This window comes from Pseudomonas sp. p21, assembly GCF_001642705.1.
In the GTDB taxonomy this organism is placed as follows: Bacteria; Pseudomonadota; Gammaproteobacteria; order Pseudomonadales; family Pseudomonadaceae; genus Aquipseudomonas.
This window is the reverse complement of sequence record NZ_LWBV01000008.1, coordinates 26,713-43,115: the sequence shown is the minus strand read 5'-3', so window position 1 is coordinate 43,115 and position 16,403 is coordinate 26,713. Positions and strand designations below refer to the sequence as shown.

Annotated in this window: 16 protein-coding genes; 8 read left to right on the top strand and 8 right to left on the bottom strand. The window is 64.4% G+C overall.

The window, feature by feature from the left end:
* Window position 1 precedes the first annotated feature (1 nt).
* From A4C63_RS21005 to panB, 3 genes are read left to right on the top strand one after another with little or no spacing between them, the layout of a single operon-like run.
* Window positions 2–1,258: a methylaspartate mutase gene (locus A4C63_RS21005; protein ID WP_063914412.1), complete on the top strand. Its 1,257-nt coding sequence runs from the start codon at window positions 2–4 to the stop codon at window positions 1,256–1,258.
* Window positions 1,239–2,492, top strand: coding sequence for an ATP-grasp domain-containing protein (locus A4C63_RS21000; protein ID WP_063914411.1), 1,254 nt, complete (start codon window positions 1,239–1,241; stop codon window positions 2,490–2,492). Before A4C63_RS21005 ends, A4C63_RS21000 begins: the two co-directional genes overlap by 20 nt.
* A 47-nt stretch (window positions 2,493–2,539) precedes the next feature.
* Entirely contained in the window at window positions 2,540–3,355 is an 816-nt protein-coding gene (gene panB / locus A4C63_RS20995; protein ID WP_063914410.1) for a 3-methyl-2-oxobutanoate hydroxymethyltransferase, read from the top strand.
* Here panB and A4C63_RS20990 read toward each other — a convergent pair.
* A complete protein-coding gene (locus tag A4C63_RS20990) occupies window positions 3,343–4,752 on the bottom strand; it encodes a PLP-dependent aminotransferase family protein (RefSeq protein ID WP_063914409.1) in 1,410 nt (469 codons plus the stop codon). The genes panB and A4C63_RS20990 overlap by 13 nt on opposite strands.
* 269 nt (window positions 4,753–5,021) lie before the next feature.
* Between A4C63_RS20990 and A4C63_RS20985 the strand changes: the two genes are divergently transcribed.
* Window positions 5,022–6,752 carry a dipeptidase gene (locus A4C63_RS20985; protein WP_063914408.1) on the top strand — a complete coding sequence of 577 codons (1,731 nt, stop codon included), beginning with the start codon at window positions 5,022–5,024 and terminating at the stop codon, window positions 6,750–6,752.
* Between the two features lie 217 nt (window positions 6,753–6,969).
* Complete coding sequence (locus A4C63_RS20980) at window positions 6,970–7,407, top strand: CBS domain-containing protein (RefSeq protein WP_063914407.1); 438 nt, start codon at window positions 6,970–6,972, stop codon at window positions 7,405–7,407.
* Window positions 7,408–7,413: 6 nt separating this feature from the next.
* Here the strand turns inward: A4C63_RS20980 and A4C63_RS20975 are convergent, their stop codons facing one another.
* From A4C63_RS20975 to A4C63_RS20965, 3 genes are all read right to left on the bottom strand, one after another.
* A complete protein-coding gene (locus A4C63_RS20975; protein ID WP_063914406.1) occupies window positions 7,414–8,052 on the bottom strand; it encodes a hypothetical protein in 639 nt (212 codons plus the stop codon).
* 68 nt (window positions 8,053–8,120) lie between these two features.
* On the bottom strand, window positions 8,121–8,363 hold the full coding sequence (locus A4C63_RS20970) for a DUF2789 domain-containing protein (RefSeq protein WP_063914405.1): 243 nt from the start codon (window positions 8,361–8,363) through the stop codon (window positions 8,121–8,123).
* 61 nt (window positions 8,364–8,424) lie between these two features.
* On the bottom strand, window positions 8,425–8,883 hold the full coding sequence (locus tag A4C63_RS20965) for an aminoacyl-tRNA deacylase (RefSeq protein ID WP_015268554.1): 459 nt from the start codon (window positions 8,881–8,883) through the stop codon (window positions 8,425–8,427).
* 98 nt (window positions 8,884–8,981) lie between these two features.
* Between A4C63_RS20965 and A4C63_RS20960 the strand changes: the two genes are divergently transcribed.
* The gene (locus A4C63_RS20960) at window positions 8,982–10,328 is read left to right on the top strand and encodes a nodulation protein NfeD (RefSeq protein ID WP_063914404.1); all 1,347 of its coding nucleotides are present in this window, start codon (window positions 8,982–8,984) and stop codon (window positions 10,326–10,328) included.
* Between the two features lie 2 nt (window positions 10,329–10,330).
* Window positions 10,331–11,083, top strand: coding sequence for a slipin family protein (locus tag A4C63_RS20955; protein WP_063914403.1), 753 nt, complete (start codon window positions 10,331–10,333; stop codon window positions 11,081–11,083).
* 110 nt (window positions 11,084–11,193) lie between these two features.
* On the opposite strand, the gene A4C63_RS20950 is transcribed toward A4C63_RS20955, so the two are convergent.
* The 3 genes from A4C63_RS20950 to A4C63_RS20940 form a co-directional block, all read right to left on the bottom strand.
* Window positions 11,194–11,826, bottom strand: a complete 633-nt coding sequence (locus A4C63_RS20950) for a LysE family transporter (RefSeq protein WP_063914402.1) — start codon at window positions 11,824–11,826, stop codon at window positions 11,194–11,196.
* Window positions 11,827–12,025: 199 nt separating this feature from the next.
* Window positions 12,026–12,613: a mechanosensitive ion channel family protein gene (locus tag A4C63_RS20945; RefSeq protein WP_063914401.1), complete on the bottom strand. Its 588-nt coding sequence runs from the start codon at window positions 12,611–12,613 to the stop codon at window positions 12,026–12,028.
* Window positions 12,613–14,523 (bottom strand): ATP-binding cassette domain-containing protein, encoded by a 1,911-nt coding sequence (locus A4C63_RS20940; RefSeq protein WP_063914400.1) that lies wholly within the window; start codon window positions 14,521–14,523, stop codon window positions 12,613–12,615. The genes A4C63_RS20945 and A4C63_RS20940 overlap by 1 nt, the downstream gene beginning before the upstream one ends.
* 50 nt (window positions 14,524–14,573) lie before the next feature.
* Between A4C63_RS20940 and A4C63_RS20935 the strand changes: the two genes are divergently transcribed.
* Window positions 14,574–15,056: a TIGR02444 family protein gene (locus tag A4C63_RS20935; RefSeq protein ID WP_063914399.1), complete on the top strand. Its 483-nt coding sequence runs from the start codon at window positions 14,574–14,576 to the stop codon at window positions 15,054–15,056.
* Here A4C63_RS20935 and A4C63_RS20930 read toward each other — a convergent pair.
* Entirely contained in the window at window positions 15,032–16,159 is a 1,128-nt protein-coding gene (locus A4C63_RS20930; protein WP_063914398.1) for an AlgP family protein, read from the bottom strand. The genes A4C63_RS20935 and A4C63_RS20930 overlap by 25 nt on opposite strands.
* Between the last annotated feature and the right edge of the window lie 244 nt (window positions 16,160–16,403).

The window sequence follows — 16,403 nt, the reverse complement described above, 5'->3', positions numbered from 1 at the left end:
CATGGCCAGCACCAATACCAGCCACTTCCAGCGCTTCATCGAACGCGCCCGCGAGCGCGGGCAGCTCGTGGTGCAGCCGCGCATGGGTTTCGCCGACATCCCCAGCATGCGTGCTGGCCTGGAGGCCGTGGCCCGCCAGCCAGGCGCCCTGGGCACCATCACCCTCGACAGCTACACCCGTGTCGGCGATTACCAGAGCGCCCTGCGCTGCCTCAACGACGGCAGCCCGCTCAATGGCTTTCCCATCGTCAGCCACCCGCTGGAAGCCCTGCGCGGCATGCTCGACGGCCTCTACAGCGAGCACTTTCCGATCCAGGTACGCCATGGCACGGCCCAGCCGCAGAACATCTTCAAGCGCATGGCCGCAGTTGGCCTGGATGCCACCGAAGGCGGCCCTGTGTCCTACTGCATGCCCTACAGCCGCTTGCCGCTGCTGCGTGCGGTGGACGCCTGGGGACAAAGCTGCCGTGCGCTGGCCGAGGGCACCGCGCATGGCCATATCGAGAGCTTCGGCGGCTGCCTGCTGGGTCAGTTATGCCCACCCTCGATGCTGCTGGCGGTCGGCCTGCTCGAAGCCATGTTCTTTCGCCAGTACGGCATCCGCAGCGTGTCGCTGAGCTATGCCCAGGGCACCAGCATGGCCCAGGACCAAGGCGCGCTGCGCGCCCTGCGCCAGTTGGCGGCGCACTACCTGGGCGATATCCACTGGCACGTGGTGGTGTACACCTACATGGGCGTGTTCCCCTGCACCGAACATGGCGCCCGCCGGTTGATCGTCGACAGCGCCCGCCTGGCCAAGGCCACCGGTTGCGAACGGCTGATCGTCAAGACCGTGGCCGAAGCCCGACAGATTCCCTCGGTGCGCGACAACCTTCAGGCGCTGGACATGGCCAGCAGCAGCGCGACGCAGGCACCAGCGGCGCTCGATCCCGCCAACCAAGGCTATTACGAGGAAATCCTGATGGAAACCAGGCAACTGGTCGACGCCGTGCTCGACCTGCACGCCGACCTGGGCATTGCGCTGCTACAGGCCTTCGCCCGAGGCTTGCTGGATATTCCCTACTGCCTGCACTCCGACAACGCCGGCCGCGCCACCACCCTGATCGACGACCACGGTGCGCTGCGCTGGGCCACCCTGGGCGGCCTGCCGCTTGCGCGTAGCCATGCGGCAGGCAACGCCGAACACGGCGTGCGCGCCAACCAACTGTTCCAGATGCTGTACTACATGGTGAACCGTTATGACCAACCCTTGCATTGAACCCGGCCAGCGCCCACTGGTACTGGTAGACGCCTACTCCACCGGGGCCTTCCTCGCTCGTGCCCTGGCCGAGCACCGCCCGCTGCTGCATGTGAGCTCGCGACGGGACATGCCGGCCGCCTTCGCCGCCAGCTGCCCGCAGGCCCTGTTCGCCCAGCGCTACCAACTGCACGAGGTCGGCTTCGAGCCACTGTGTCAGGTGCTGGCGGCCCAGCACCCCGAAGCCGTGCTGACCGGTAGCGAGTTCGGCGTTGAACTGGCCGACCGCCTCGCCGCCACCCTTGGCCTGCCGGGCAACGACCCGGCGCTGTCGGCAGCGCGCCGCGACAAGGCGCTGATGGCCGAGCAGGTGGCCGCCGCAGGTCTGCCGGTGGCAGCGCAATTGCGCACCGGCAGCGCCGAGCAGGCCTGCACCTGGTTCCAGGCCCATGGCGCGCGGCCGGTGGTGGTCAAGCCCCTGGACAGCGCCGGCTCCGACCAGGTGTTCATCTGCCGCAACGCCAGCCAGGTCCGCGATGCCGCCGACGCCATCCTCGGCGGCACCAACCTGATGATGTGCGACAACCATGAAGTGCTGGTGCAGGAGTACCTCGAAGGGGACGAGTACGTGATCAACACCGTCAGCCACCAAGGCCGGCACTGGCTCAGCGACGCCTGGCGCTGCACCAAGACCCTGAGCGAGGATGGGCGAAAGATCTACGACAGCGAATACCTGCTGGCCCCCGACGACCCGTGCCTGGAGGCCCTGGTCGGCTATGTCGAGGGCGTGCTCGATGCCCTGGCCATCGGTGAGGGCCCGGCGCACACCGAGGTGATCCTCACCGCCGCCGGGCCACGCCTGCTGGAAACCGGCGCGCGCCTGTCCGGTCTGGCCAACCCACCCGCCCTGCAGGCTGCCACCGGCGCCGACCAGGTCAGCCTGACCGTCGAGGCCTGCCTGACCCCAGCGCGCCTGCTGCAGCGCCCACGGCGCTATCGCCAGTTGCAGGCGGCCTGCACCCTCAACCTGATCGCCCGTGGCCAGGGTCGCTTCGACCTGGGCCGGGTAACCTCGCACCTCGACCAGCTGGCCTCTTACCACAGCGCCCGCTGGCGTTTCAGCGACGGCCGCGCCCTGGCGCCGACCGTCGACCTCAACAGTTCGCCGGGGGCCGTGTTCATGGTCCATCCGCAACCTGACCGCATCCGCCAGGACCAACTCGCCTGGCGGACGTGGGAGCAAGACTGGCTGTAACCGGGAGCCCCGATTACCGGGGCCGTTTCACCACTAAGGAGACACTGATGAGCACGCATATCCGTAACGGACGAATGACTGTCCCGCAACTGGTGGCCATGAAAGGCCGTCAGAAGATCGTCTCGCTGACGGCATACTCCAGCGCGATTGCCCAGGTAATCGACCCCCTGGTCGACTTCATCCTGGTCGGTGACTCCACCGCGATGGTCGGCTACGGCCGCAGTTCTACTCTGGGCATGCGCCTGGACGAGACCATCGCCCATACCCGCGCGGTGGTCGACAGCACGCGCCTGGCCTGCGTGATCGCCGACATGCCGTTCGGCAGCTATCAGGAGAGCCCCGAGCAGGCGTTTCGCAACTGCGCCGAGGTGCTTGCCCGTACCGGCTGCGCCGGGGTGAAACTGGAAGTCAACCAGGTGCTGGCCGGCACCGTGGAATTTCTGGTTGAGCGCGGTGTGCCGGTGATGGCGCACATCGGCCTGATGCCGCAGTTCGTCAACGTCATGGGCGGCTACAAGGCCCAAGGCATGAGCTCGGAAAGCGGCGCGGCATTGATGGCCGATGCACGCGCCAACCTGCGAGCGGGCGCCTTCGCGCTGCTGCTCGAAGGCGTCGCCGAGCCGGTGGCCCGGGCCATAACCGAGGCCAGCGACAAGCCAACCATTGGTATCGGCGCCTCCCCGGCCTGCGACGGCCAGGTGCTGGTCACCGAGGACCTGCTGGGCTTGGGGGGTGAGCATGTGCCACGGTTCGTCAAGCAGTACGCCGATGTCGCCGGTGTGATTCGCCAGGCCTGCACACACTTCGCAGACGAGGTGCGTGACGGCACCTTCCCTACGCTTGAGCACTGCTACGGCGTCTGAGCCTCGTCCTGGATCGCCTTGACCAGGCGCTGCAGCGCCTGGGGAATGTCCTTGCTCCAGTCCAGCGTGTAGCACAAGCGCAGATGGCTACGCCACAGGCCCCGCTGACTGAAGATTTCCCCGGGCGCGATGACGATGCGCTGGCTCAGCAGGCGCTGGAATACCCGGCGCATTTCCACCGGCCGGGTCGCTTCCAGCCACAGGCTGGCCCCGCCCTGGGGCGCGACCCAGCGCAGGTAACCCTGGCCGTGGAGCTCCAGCAGGCCCTGCATGTGCTGCATGCGTTCGCGCAGCATGGCGCGCAGCAACTGCAAGTGCTGGTCAACCCGGCGGGAGGTGTACATCTTGGCGATGGCCTTCTGGCGTATCGGCGATAGGCGGAAGGCACGTTCCAGAAACAGCTGCTGCAACTGCTCGGTTTGGCGCCGACACAGCAGATATCCATAGGGCGCCTCGGATCCGATGACTTTGTCGAGCGTGGAAAACACCAGCAAGCGGTTGGGGTCGGCGAAGTCGCGATAGCGGGCCGGCGACGCCTCAAAGCAGAACTCGCCGTAGCCATCGTTCTCGAACAGCCACACATCCCGCTCGGCCAGCCAGCGGGAGATCTGCCGCTTGTCCGCGGCCGGCATCAACCCGCCCTGGGGCACATTGGTGGCCGATGACAGCACCGCCAGGCGCACGGGCTGGGCATGCAGCAACTGACGGAACTGCTCCAGGTCGAAACGGCCGTCGGCGCGCAAAGGCACCTCGACGATGGTCATGCGCGCAGCCAGCAACTGCCGCAGCACCGCCCAAGAACAAGGCGACTCGACCAGCGCCACCTGGCCTTCCAAGCCCAGGGCGCGCAGCGACAGCTCGAGGATGCTGCGCAGGTCCGAGCCGATGAACACATGCTCGGCATGCCAGTAGCGCTGGGGCGAGCGAGTGTAGCGGTCGGCCAGCACACCGCGCAGCTCCGGCTCGCCGAACGGCTGGTACAGCGGCGCATGGGAGCGGGGGTACTGGCGCGCCAGTTCACGCTCGATCATCAGCAGCGGTTTCTCCAGCGACAGCAGCATGGCCGGCGCGTCGCTGCTCAGGGCCAGCATGCCGGGCTGGCGGGCGCTGGAGAACACCGTATCGAGCAGGCTGGGTGAACATTCGCCGTGCAGCGGCGTCTTGCTGGCTCGGGTGAAATAACCGTGCCTGGGCCTCGCGTACACACGGCCCTCATCTTCGAGCAGCGAATAGGCGTACTTGGTGGAGGACACCGACACGTTCAGGCGCTGGGCCAGCTGGCGCAACGACGGCAGGCGCTGTTCAACGTCCGACGGTGAGGCCTCGATCCAATCGAGCAGGTACCGGTACACGGCCTGGTAGGTGTAGTGGGACTTGGTGTTGTTGTCTGCTTCCATACTCACGGGGTCACTTGTGAAAAAGCGCAGGCACAGGTTACACGCGAATCCCGCGCGCTGCGCTAGGCCCCGGGCTGTAGGTATGAACCTTGCTCAGGACGGGACAGAAGCACAGAAAGGCCCCGGCAAATTGCCCGGGACTTTTTCGTTTGTGCGACATGTCGCGCTTCTGGTACTCCCGTGCCAAGGGTCATTGGTGTTAGCGTGGGCGTCTTCCCGTTTCCTGACGGGTAACCCACACAATGATTGGCGAAGGAATGCACACAACCATGCACCTGAAAAAAATCACCGCCACCACCCTGCTGCTGGCCAGCATCGGGCTGTTCACCCAGCCGGCCCAGGCCAATCTCACCCAGCAGCAGTCAGCTGCCATCGTCAAAGCGTTTGACGGCAGCGACCCAAGCGACTTCAAGCAGTTCCTCGGCAAGCTCAAAGGCAGCGACCTGGCCAAGGCCGACAACCTCGTGGCAACCCTCGATGCCTACCTGGCCGGCAAGCCATTGGCCGCCGAGCAGCAGAACGAAATCAACCGCCTGCTCGGCCTGTACACCCGCATCAAGTACGGCAAGGCCGCCAGCGAAACCCTGCGTGAACTAGTGGCCATCCCGACCTTCAGCGTCGAAGGCACACCGCAGCACGAAAACCCCGAATTCCTCAGGATCGCTGACAAGATCAAGGCCCTTGCCGAGAGCTTCGGCCTGGCATTTCGCAACATCGACAACCGGGTATACGAGATTTCGCTGGGCAGTGGCAAGGAAGTGGTCGGCATCCATGCCCATGCCGACGTGGTGCCGGTCAACCCGGACAACTGGAAGCTGGCCGATGGCACGCGCCTGGACCCGTTCAAGGTCACCCTGGTCGGCGACCGCATGTACGGCCGCGGCACCGAAGACGACAAGAACGGCATTGTCGTGGCGATGTACGCACTGAAAGTGGCCAAGGACGAGAACCTGCCGCTGGCCCGGCAGTTCAAGCTGCTGATCGACACCACCGAAGAAACCAGCGGCGATGCCATCCCCTACTACTTCGAGCGCAACCCCACGCCTGACTACAACCTGGCCCTCGATGGCGGCTACCCGGTAGTCATCGCCGAGAAAGGCTACGGCACGGTCATGGCCAGCTTCAGCAAGCGCCAGGCCAGTGGCAAGGGCGCCGAGATCGTCAACCTGACCGGCGGCCTGGCCACCAACCAGATCCCGACCACCTCGGTCGCGACCCTGGTCACCGACAACCCGGCGAAGCTGGCCAGCCAGCTGGAAAAAGCCGGCGCCGAATACGCGAAGCGCAATGGCGGCGACTTCAGCATCGCCGCCAAGGCCGACGGCAAGCAGGTGTTGCTCACCGTGACCGGCGTTTCCGCCCACTCTTCGGAACCGGAGTCCGGGGTAAACCCGGTGGCGCGCATGCTCGGTTTCATCAACGGCCTTGGCCAGGATGTACCGCTCAAGCACAACCACTTCACCGACGCCGCCCGCTACGCCGCCGACAACTGGGGCCTGGACTACCTGGGCAACAAGCTCGGCGTGGCCTTCAAGGACCCGTTCATGGGCCCGCTGACTGCCTCGCTGACCTTTGTCGGGGTGGATGAAAAAGGCCTGAAACTGGCGGTGAACCTGCGCATTCCGAAAGGCAAGCCAATTGCCACGATCAAGGACGAACTGGCCGACAAACTCGGCAAATGGACCCGGCAAAGCCACACCTCGGTGGCCTTCGACTACAGCCTGGATGAGCCGATGTACCGCAACCCCGAGGGCGAATGGGTAAAGGCTTTGCTTGACGTGGCTACCGAGAACCTGGGCATGAAGCACGAGTTTGGTACCTCGGCGGGTGCGACCTCGGTACATGACCTGCCCAACGGCGTGCAGTTCGGCCTGGCCATGCCGGATGTGAAGTACACCGGGCACAACGACAACGAGTTCAAGACCGTTGAGCAGTTCATGCTGGACTTGCAGGTGGTGAGCGAGATGGTGGCACGGATCGGGCAGCTGCCGAAGCTCTGATTGGCTGTACCGGCCTCTTCGCGGCTAAAGCCGCTCCCACAGGGATCGCACAGGTTTCGATGTGGGAGCGGCTTTAGCCGCGAAGAGGCCGGCACAGGCGACCATTCATGACGTTTTTCAATCGACTCGATGCCGTTTCCTGCATTGCCGTGCAGAGCGCCGTACCGGATGCTTTATTTACTCCGAGACATCGCTTTTTCCACCCGCAGAGGCCCGTATGAAGACCGTCGAACAGATCCTCAAGACCAAGTCCCAGCACCAGACCGTGTACACCATTGGCCCGGATGACTCGGTACTCGACGCCCTGAAGCTGCTGGCGGAGAAAAACGTCGGTGCGCTGCCCGTGGTCGAGGGCAACCAGGTGGTGGGTATCGTCAGTGAACGGGACTATGCGCGCAAACTGGTACTCAAGGGCCGCTCGTCCGCCGCGACCCCCGTGCGCGAAATCATGAGTGCGCCGGTGGTCACCGTGGAACCGAAGCAGAACCTCGAGTACTGCATGAACCTGATGACCAATCGCCATCTGCGCCACCTGCCGGTGGTCAGCAATGGCGAGCTGCTCGGCCTGCTGTCGATCGGCGACCTGGTCAAGGAAACCATCGCCGAACAGGCCAGCCTGATCCTGCAACTGGAGCAATACATCCGCGGTGAATGAAACGCCTCAATGGTAGGCGCGCTCCAGTTCGTCCAGTTGATGGTCGAAGCTGCGCAGGCGCGCCGACCAGGTGTACACCAGCACTTCCAGGTCCCGGTTGAGCACAGCGGTATTGCCATGGCCGCTGCGGGTTGGCTCGCCCAGATCCAGTTGGTAGCGTTCACGGGCCATGGCCTGGGCCACGCTGGACAGGTCGCGGGCATTGGCCAGCCAATGGTGATGGTGGTCATGAATTTCGCGGTCGAGCAGGCGGCACTGGCGTTTCAGGGCATCCAGGCTCTGCTCCAGCGGCGTGCCCTTGAGTTCGCCCATGACCTCTTCGAAGGTGCGCCCCGAATGCCAGTAACTGCCCCAGAAATAGCGGTCGAACACCGTCTCGACGCGGCGCAGCGCAACCTTGGTGTTCCAGATGGTCAGCAACGTTCGCCCCTGCACCACTTCGCGCTTGTTCAGGTGCAGCTGCTGCCAGGCGATCCAGGCCAGTGCCACCAGTGCAACCGCCACAGTGACAGCGGCAGCGGCATACAGGAAATGCACCGCCTGGTTCATCTGTTGCGTCTGCCTGATGCCATAGAAGTAACTGGCCGTCAGGGTGCCCAGGATCGTCACGGAGCACCAGAACCCTGGTGCGTAGGGATCTTTCATCGCGCTATCCCCTCTTGTTTTCCTGAGCATAGCAACGGCCAATCACTCGTCAGGTGCCACTCGGCGCTTTATTTTCGAGGGCGACGCAACGCTTCGTTGAGTTGATCGAACGGCTCCGCCCAGTCGGCGTCCTCGTTGATGCTGTCCTTGAGAAACTCGCGCTGGGAAGCGTTCCAGAACGGAGCATCCACCAGCTTGATGTCGTTCTTCAGTGGCGAGTGGCTGGCGATGAACTGATCGATGCTCACCGCATCGTCTGGCAGGCCCAGTTGTTTGAACAGTTCGGCAAACGGATGGATCGGCGCTTCCATGGTTCCTCCTGAGAGCCAGGCAAGCCGTCCACGACGCCCGCCCGGCATTGGTGTGAAAACATCAGCACAGCTCGCGCACTTCGGCGTGCGGCACCAGTTTCATGTACTGCTCCATGCTCATGTGGATCAGGTGATCGTGGTCACCCGCTTCCAGGTAGACATCGCCCTGGCGGGTCAGGCTCGGGTCGACCAGCATTTTTATCTGGTAGGCATCGCCAAGGGCCGGTACGGCACCGCGCTCGCAGTCGCCGAACAGGCTCGGCAGGCCGCTTTCACGGGTCAGTTGCCAGGCCCCGGACATGCGTACCTTGGTCATGTCCAGATGCCGGTTGGCCGGTAGCACGGCCATGATGTAGTTGCCATGACGGTCATCGAGCATCACCGACTTGGCGACCCGCTCGGCGGGTACGCCGGCCGTACGGGCCGACTCCAGGCTGGTGGCCGAATGAGGATGGGGAATGATGTCGTAGTCGCAGTTGGCCTTGTCCAGGCGATCCTGCAGGGTCTTTGCCATACGCATGATGCACCTCCGGTTTCGCCCCCCAATTTCCAATTTTAGGCCGGGTACCAGCAGGCAGGGCTAAACTTGTGCAATAGAGGCAAACGAGGTGACGACAGGTGATCGCCCGCTGCTGGCGCTGGCTGTTGCTGCTGTTGCTGCTTGGCATCACGCCAGGCGGCCTGGCAGCGCCCGGTGCAGTCTGGGTGCTGGGCATCGATGACGCCATTGGCCCGGCCAGTGCCGACTACCTGGTACGCAGCCTCGGCCAGGCCCAGGCGCAGGGCGCGCAACTGGTGGTTATCCGTATGGACACCCCGGGCGGGCTGGACAGCGCCATGCGCCAGATGATCAAGGCGATTCTCGCCAGCCCCGTGCCGGTCGCCACCTTCGTCGCCCCCAGCGGGGCCCGCGCCGCCAGCGCCGGCACTTATATCCTCTACGCCAGCCATGTTGCGGCCATGGCACCCGGTACCAACCTGGGTGCCGCCACGCCCGTGCAGATCGGCGCCCCGCCGGGCACACCCAAGGACGACAAGGCCAAAGGCAGCGATGACGAAACCCTCGCGCGCAAGCAGGTCAACGATGCGGCGGCCTACATTCGCGGCCTGGCGCAGCTGCGCGGGCGCAATGCCGACTGGGCGGAAAAGGCCGTGCGCGAGGCGGTCAGCCTGTCCGCCAGCGAGGCCTTGCGGCTTGACGTGATCGACCAGGTGGCCGACGACCTGCCCGACCTGTTGCGCAAGCTCGATGGCAAAACGCTCACTGTCGCTGGCCAGCCCCAGCAACTGCAGACCGCCGGTGCCAGCCTGGTCGAGCATCTGCCGGACTGGCGCACACGCGTGCTGGCGGTAATCACCAACCCCAGCGTGGCGCTGATCCTGATCATGATCGGCGTGTACGGCCTGCTGTTCGAGTTCATGAACCCCGGCTCGACGGTAGGTGGCGTAGTCGGCGGCATCTGCCTGCTGCTGGCGCTGTATGCCCTGCAGCTGTTGCCGGTGAGCTTCGCCGGGGTGGCGCTGATATTGCTCGGTATCGCCTTCATGATCGCCGAAGCCTTCCTGCCCAGTTTCGGCGTGGTCGGCTTTGGCGGCATCGTCGCCTTCGTGGTCGGCGCGCTGATCCTGATCGACACCGATGCCCCCGGTTTCGGTATCCCGCTGGCCCTGATCGGCACCCTGGCGGTGCTCTCGGCGCTGCTGATCGGCGGCGTGCTGGGCATGGCCCTCAAGGCCCGCCGACGGGCGCTGGTCAGCGGTGACGCCGGCCTCGTCGGCAGCCTGGTCACCGTCACCCAGGTGATGGCGGGCAACCCGTTCTGTGGCTTTGTGCTGGCCCAGGGCGAGCAATGGCAGGCGCAGTGTGCAACGCCACTGCAAGCGGGCCAGAACGTGCGGGTGACCGCGCGCCATGGCGTCATGCTGGAAGTGAGCGCCGCCGCGCCCGCGGCGCAAGGAGAATGACCATGTTCATGCAATTGGGCTTCGGCGCGGTGCTGATCGTTCTGGCGATGCTGTTGCTGTCGGCGTTCCGCATCCTGCGCGAATACGAGCGCGGCGTGGTATTCCAGCTGGGGCGCTTCTGGCAGGTGAAGGGGCCGGGGCTGATCCTGTTGATCCCGGTGATCCAGCAAATGGTTCGGGTCGACCTGCGCACCGTGGTGCTGGATGTACCGCCGCAGGATGTGATCACCCGCGACAACGTCTCGGTCAAGGTCAACGCCGTGCTGTACTTCCGCGTGCTCGATCCGCAGAAGGCGATCATTCAGGTCGAGGACTTTCTCGTGGCAACCAGCCAGTTGGCCCAGACCACACTGCGTGCGGTGCTCGGCAAGCACGAACTGGATGAACTGCTGGCCGAACGCGAGCAGCTGAACTCGGACATTCGCCAGGTGCTGGATGCACAGACCGACGCCTGGGGCATCAAGGTGGCCAACGTGGAGATCAAGCACGTCGACCTCAACGAATCGATGGTGCGCGCCATTGCCCGCCAGGCCGAGGCCGAGCGTGAACGGCGGGCCAAGGTGATCCATGCCGAGGGTGAGTTGCAGGCGTCGGAGAAGCTGATGCAGGCGGCGCAGATGCTGAGCAAGGAGCCGGGGGCGATGCAGTTGCGCTACATGCAGACGTTGGGGGCTATTGCCGGGGACAAGAGCTCGACCATCGTGTTTCCGCTGCCGGTGGATTTGCTCAAAGGGATGGTGGACAAGCAAAAATAGAGGTGGCCCATTCGCGGGCTTGCCCGCTCCCACCGGTACTGCGCTGCGCTCAGGGCTGCAGTAATACCTGTGGGAGCGGGCAAGCCCGCGAATGGCCTACATACGATCTGTCAGACTGGCGCGCGGCGCAGAGTCGCCAGGAAGGTTGCAGCACCAATGAACAACCCGGCAAACGTCCGGTTCAAACGCTTCTGCTGCTTGGGCGTACGCAGCAAGCGCAACACCCGCGCAGCCAATCCGGTGTACCCCGCCATCACCAGCATATCCACGGTGACCATGGTCACCGTGATCGCCACATACTGTGGTAACAGCGGTTGATGCGGGTTGATGAACTGCGGCAGCACCGCCAGCATGAACACCAGCGCCTTCGGGTTGCTGACGTTGACCAGGAAGCCACGGAAAACCAGGCTCAGCGGTTTACCGATCGGGCGCACGGGGGACTCATCGCTCATGTCCATGGGCAGGGCACGCCACTGCTTGTAGGCCAGATAGATAAGGTAGGCGACACCGAACCATTTGATGACCTGGAAGGCCGTGGCCGAGGCGGCCAGGACGGCACCGACGCCGGCGGCAATGATGGCGATTTGCATGATCAGGCCCAGTTGCAGGCCCAGGGCGTTCCAGTAACCACGCCAGAAGCCGTATTGCAGGCCGCTGGACATCGAGGCAATCGCCCCGGCACCGGGTGAAAGACTGATCACCCAACAGGCGGCAAAGAAGCCCAACCACACTTCCATCGACATCACACACCTCGCTCGAACATCTGTTGCAAAACGTTAAGCTAAGGTGTTGGTGAAAAAATAACCAGTAAATTTTGCAGGATTTATTTTGCCTGTACTGGCCTCTTCGCGGGCTTGCCCGCTCCCACAGGGAATCCACAGCCTTTGAGGACAGCGCAATACCTGTGGGAGCGGGTTTACCCGCGAAGAGGCCGATGCAGGTTCAGTCAGCCTCGGCGGACGACTCTTTGTGCATGGACTGCACCTCAGTCCCCCGCCAGCGCCGTACCGACTTCTGGAAGAACTGGCTGTTGGGCACCTGCACCAGCGCCCCACCCGCCTCGGGCATTTCCATCAGGGTGGTGAACAGCAGGTTGATGGCGATCACCCGGCCTTTCACGCCCGGCTTGTCCAGGGTGTCGACCAGTTCGACCACGTCACCGATGCGAAACGGCCCGACGGTGAAGATGAGCACCGCGCACAGCAGGTTGGACAGCACGCTCCACATGGCGAAGAAGGCCACCGCCGCCACCGCGACGAAGCCGGACAGTGCTGTCCACAGCACCGTCGCCGACACACCCAGGCGCTCCAGCACAAACAGCAACGCGCTGCCCATGATCAGCCAGCGCAGGCCGCCACGCACCGGCACCAGCAGTTCCGGCGGCAACGGGTAACGCTGGCTCAGGCGGCTCAGCCCGCGTGCAACGATGCGCTGCAGGACGAAGGCCGCTACCAGGATCAACAGGATCTGCAAGCCCAGCCAGAAGGTGTCCATCCATTGCCCTGGCAGCAGCGAACGCAGTTCCTCCATCAGGACAGCGCCTCGAGCTCGGCCTGCATGCTTTCGAGGGTTTCCAGCGCTTCCATCCAGGCCTCTTCCAGTTCGCCTTCGCGCTGCTTGAGCTTGGTCTGGCGCGCCAGCAGGTCACGCAATTCGTCCTTGCGCGACGCGTCGTAGAGGCCACCATCACCCAACGCGGCCTCGATCTCGGCCAGCTGCGCGTGCACCTGGTTGAGCTCGGTTTCCAGCTTGTCGGCGGCCTTCTTGTGCGGGGCCAGTTGCTGACGCAAGGCTGCGGCAGCCTGGCGCTGGGCTTTCTTGTCGGTCTTGTCCGGGTTGACCGGAGCGGTACTGGCCGGCGCGCTGCGCTGGCGATACTCGACCAGCCAGCGGCTGTAGTCGTCCAGGTCACCATCGAAGGTGTCGACCTTGCCGTCGGCCACCAGCAGGAAGTCGTCGGTGGTGCTCTTGAGCAGGTGACGGTCGTGCGACACCACCACCACGGCACCGGCAAACTCCTGCAGGGCCATGGTCAGCGCCAGGCGCATTTCCAGGTCGAGGTGGTTGGTCGGTTCGTCGAGCAGCAGCAGGTTCGGCCGCTCCCAGGCGATCAGTGCCAGTGCCAGGCGGGCTTTTTCACCACCGGAGAAGTTCACCACCGGCTCGTCGACACGGTCGCCATGGAAGTCGAAGCCACCCAGGAAATCGCGCAGGGTCTGCTCGCGCTCGGTGGGGGCGATGCGCTGCAGGTGCAGCAACGGGCTGGCCTTGTCGTCCAGCGAGTCCAGTTGGTGCTGGGCAAAGTAGCCCACCGCCAGGTTCTCGCCGCGCACCAGGCGACCCGACAGCGGCTCGAGCTCGCCCGCGAGGTTCTTGATCAGGGTCGACTTGCCGGCACCGTTGGGGCCGAGCAGGCCAATGCGCGCACCGGGGGTGAGCTGCAGCTTGACCTTGTCGAGGATGGCCTTGTCACCGTAACCCAGGCGGCCTTCGGACAGGCTCAGCAGCGGGCTGGAGATTTTCTGCGACTCGCGGAAGACGAAGTCGAACGGCGAATCGACATGCGCCGCCGACAGCTCCTCCATGCGTTCCAGGGCCTTGATCCGGCTCTGTGCCTGGCGGGCCTTGGTGGCCTGGGCCTTGAAGCGGGCAATGTACTTTTCCATGTGCGCACGCTGGGCCTGCTGCTTCTCGTAGGCCTGCTGCTGTTGCGCCAGGCGCTCGGCACGGGTGCGCTCGAAGGCGGTGTAGCCACCCTTGTACAGGTTCAGCTTACGCTGCTCGACGTGCAGCACATGGTCGACCACAGCGTCGAGGAAGTCGCGGTCGTGGGAGATCAGCAACAGCGTGCCGGGGTAGCCCTTGAGCCAGTCCTCCAGCCACAGGATAGCGTCCAGGTCCAGGTGGTTGGTGGGCTCGTCGAGCAGCAGCAGGTCGGACGGGCACATCAGGGCCTGGGCCAGGTTCAGGCGCATCCGCCAGCCACCGGAGAAGTCACCGACGCGGCGGTCCATCTGCTCGTTGGTGAAGCCCAGGCCGGCCAGCAACTTGCGTGCACGGGCGTCGGCGGTATAGCCGTCGGCGCTATCCAGCTCAATGTGCAGGCGCGCCAGGGCGGTACCGTCGTGGGCCTGCTCGGCCGCGGCCAGTTCGGCCTGGACCTTGCGCAGGCGCGCGTCGCCGTCGAGCACATAGTCCACGGCCAGGCGGTCGAGGGTGTCGACCTCCTGGCGCATGTGGGCGATGCGCCAGTCACCGGGCAGCTGGCAATCGCCGGCATCGGGTGACAGCTCACCGCGCAGCAAGGCGAACAGGCTGGATTTTCCGGCGCCGTTGGCGCCGATCAGGCCGGCCTTGTGACCGGTGTGCAGGGTCATCTCGGCGCCTTCTAGCAAGCGCTGCGGACCACGCTGTAAAGTGAGGTTGGATAGTCTGATCATGATGGTCGCGGAGTCTACCAGCTTCCTCGGCCCATAGCGCGAGTGGAACCATGCACACCGACCTGTGGAATCACGCCCTGGCCCTGTATGCCAGGCCCGGCGTGGAAGCGGCCTGCCTCGCCCTGCAGGCGCAGGGTGGCGATGTCTGTCTGCTGCTGTGCGCAACCTGGCTGCAGGCGCGTGGCGTGGCCGTGCGGGACGAACGCGTACAGGCATTGCGCGAGGTTACCGAGCCCTGGCAGCGCGAAGTGGTCAACCCATTACGTAGCTTGCGCCAACAGTGGCGAGCAGCAGCGCAAAATGATGCGCAGCTGGCGGCGTTGCGTGAGCAGGTGAAGGGGTTGGAGCTACAGGCCGAGAAAGCCTTGCTTGAGCGCTTGCAGGAGCGTTCGCGACAGTGGCCGGCAGGCGCCCATGAGCCCGTGGACGACTGGCTGGCCCGGCTGGTGCCGGACCAGGCCCGCCACCACGACGCGCTGGTTCGATTGCGCGTCGCGGCGGCAACGTTTCAGGACGCCGAAGACGGTGCCTGAGCCGGGGTGCTGGCGGGTGCCGATGGTGCTACCGAAGCTGCCGGGGTGGCCGAGTTGGTCGCGGCGGCTGGGGTGCTGGCGGCAGGCGTAGCCGGTTTGGCTTCGGCTGACTTGCTGACAACAGGCTTGGCAGCTGCTGGCTTGGCGGCGGGTTTGGCGGCCGCACGTGCTGGAGCCTTGGCGGCAGCTGGCTTCGCGGCTGGCTTGGCAGCAGCGGCTTTGGCTGGTGCTTTGGCCGCCGCTGGCTTGGCTGTGGCAGCGGGCTTGGCCGCAGGTTTGGCAGCGGCAGTGGCTCTGGCAGCGGGCTTCGCTGCAGGTTTGGCTGCAGCAGTGGCCTTGGCAGCTGGCTTGGCTGCAGCAGTAGCCTTGGCAGCTGGTTTGGCTGCAGCAGTAGCCTTGGCAGCTGGCTTGGCTGCAGCAGTGGCCTTGGCTGCTGGCTTGGCTGCAGGTTTGGCTGCAGCAGTGGCCTTGGCCGCTGGCTTGGCTGCAGGTTTGGCCGCAGCAGTAGCCTTGGCAACTGGCTTGGCTGCAGGTTTGGCCGCAGCAGTGGCCTTGGCGGCTGGCTTGGCTGCAGGTTTGGCCGCAGCTGTGGCCTTGGCGGCTGGCTTGGCTGCAGGTTTGGCCGCAGCAGTAGCCTTGGCAGCTGGTTTGGCTGCAGGTTTGGCGGCAGCAGCCCTGGAAGCGGGTTTGGCGGTCTTGGCAGCACGTTGATCAAGCGCCTTGGCTGCAGCTTCGCGAACCTTGCCTACACCCTGGGCCAACTTGAGGCTGTCCTGGGCATCGCGCTTGAGTTGCTGGATATAAGAACGGGTCTGGGTTTGACGTTCCTTGAGGGAGTCGAGCAGTTCTTCCAGTTCGCCAATGATTTTTTGCGCCTTGGTCTGCGCCTTAGCTTTACCTGCCTTGGCCGCGTCTTGCAGTTTCAGGCGACCGTTGTGCAGTTTTTCCTGGGCCTTGCCACGCTGCTTTTCCAACTTGGCCAGCAGTTTTTCCGCATCAGCCAGCGCTTGCGAGCAGGCATCCTCCAAGTGTTCGAGCAAGCTGCCCGAAAGTTGCTGGAGCAGGTGTAACGGCGTACTTACTGGCTTCTTTTTGGCCGACATGGTTTACCTCCTGGCTGACGAGATTGCGGCTCATACTATGCTTCTGCTGCTACCGCCGCTAGGGCATGTTGACAGTAATATTTACGCCGCGTTGCATGCCTGGGCAAAGTTGTTATCTTGCAGCTCCGAGCAAGTGTAGTTGCTGAATAAATCATTGCTGATATTTGCCACTTATCTGTAATGCACAGCCCCCTGTAGGAGCGGCCTTGTGTCGCGATGGGCTGCGGAGCAGCCCCTGGATTTC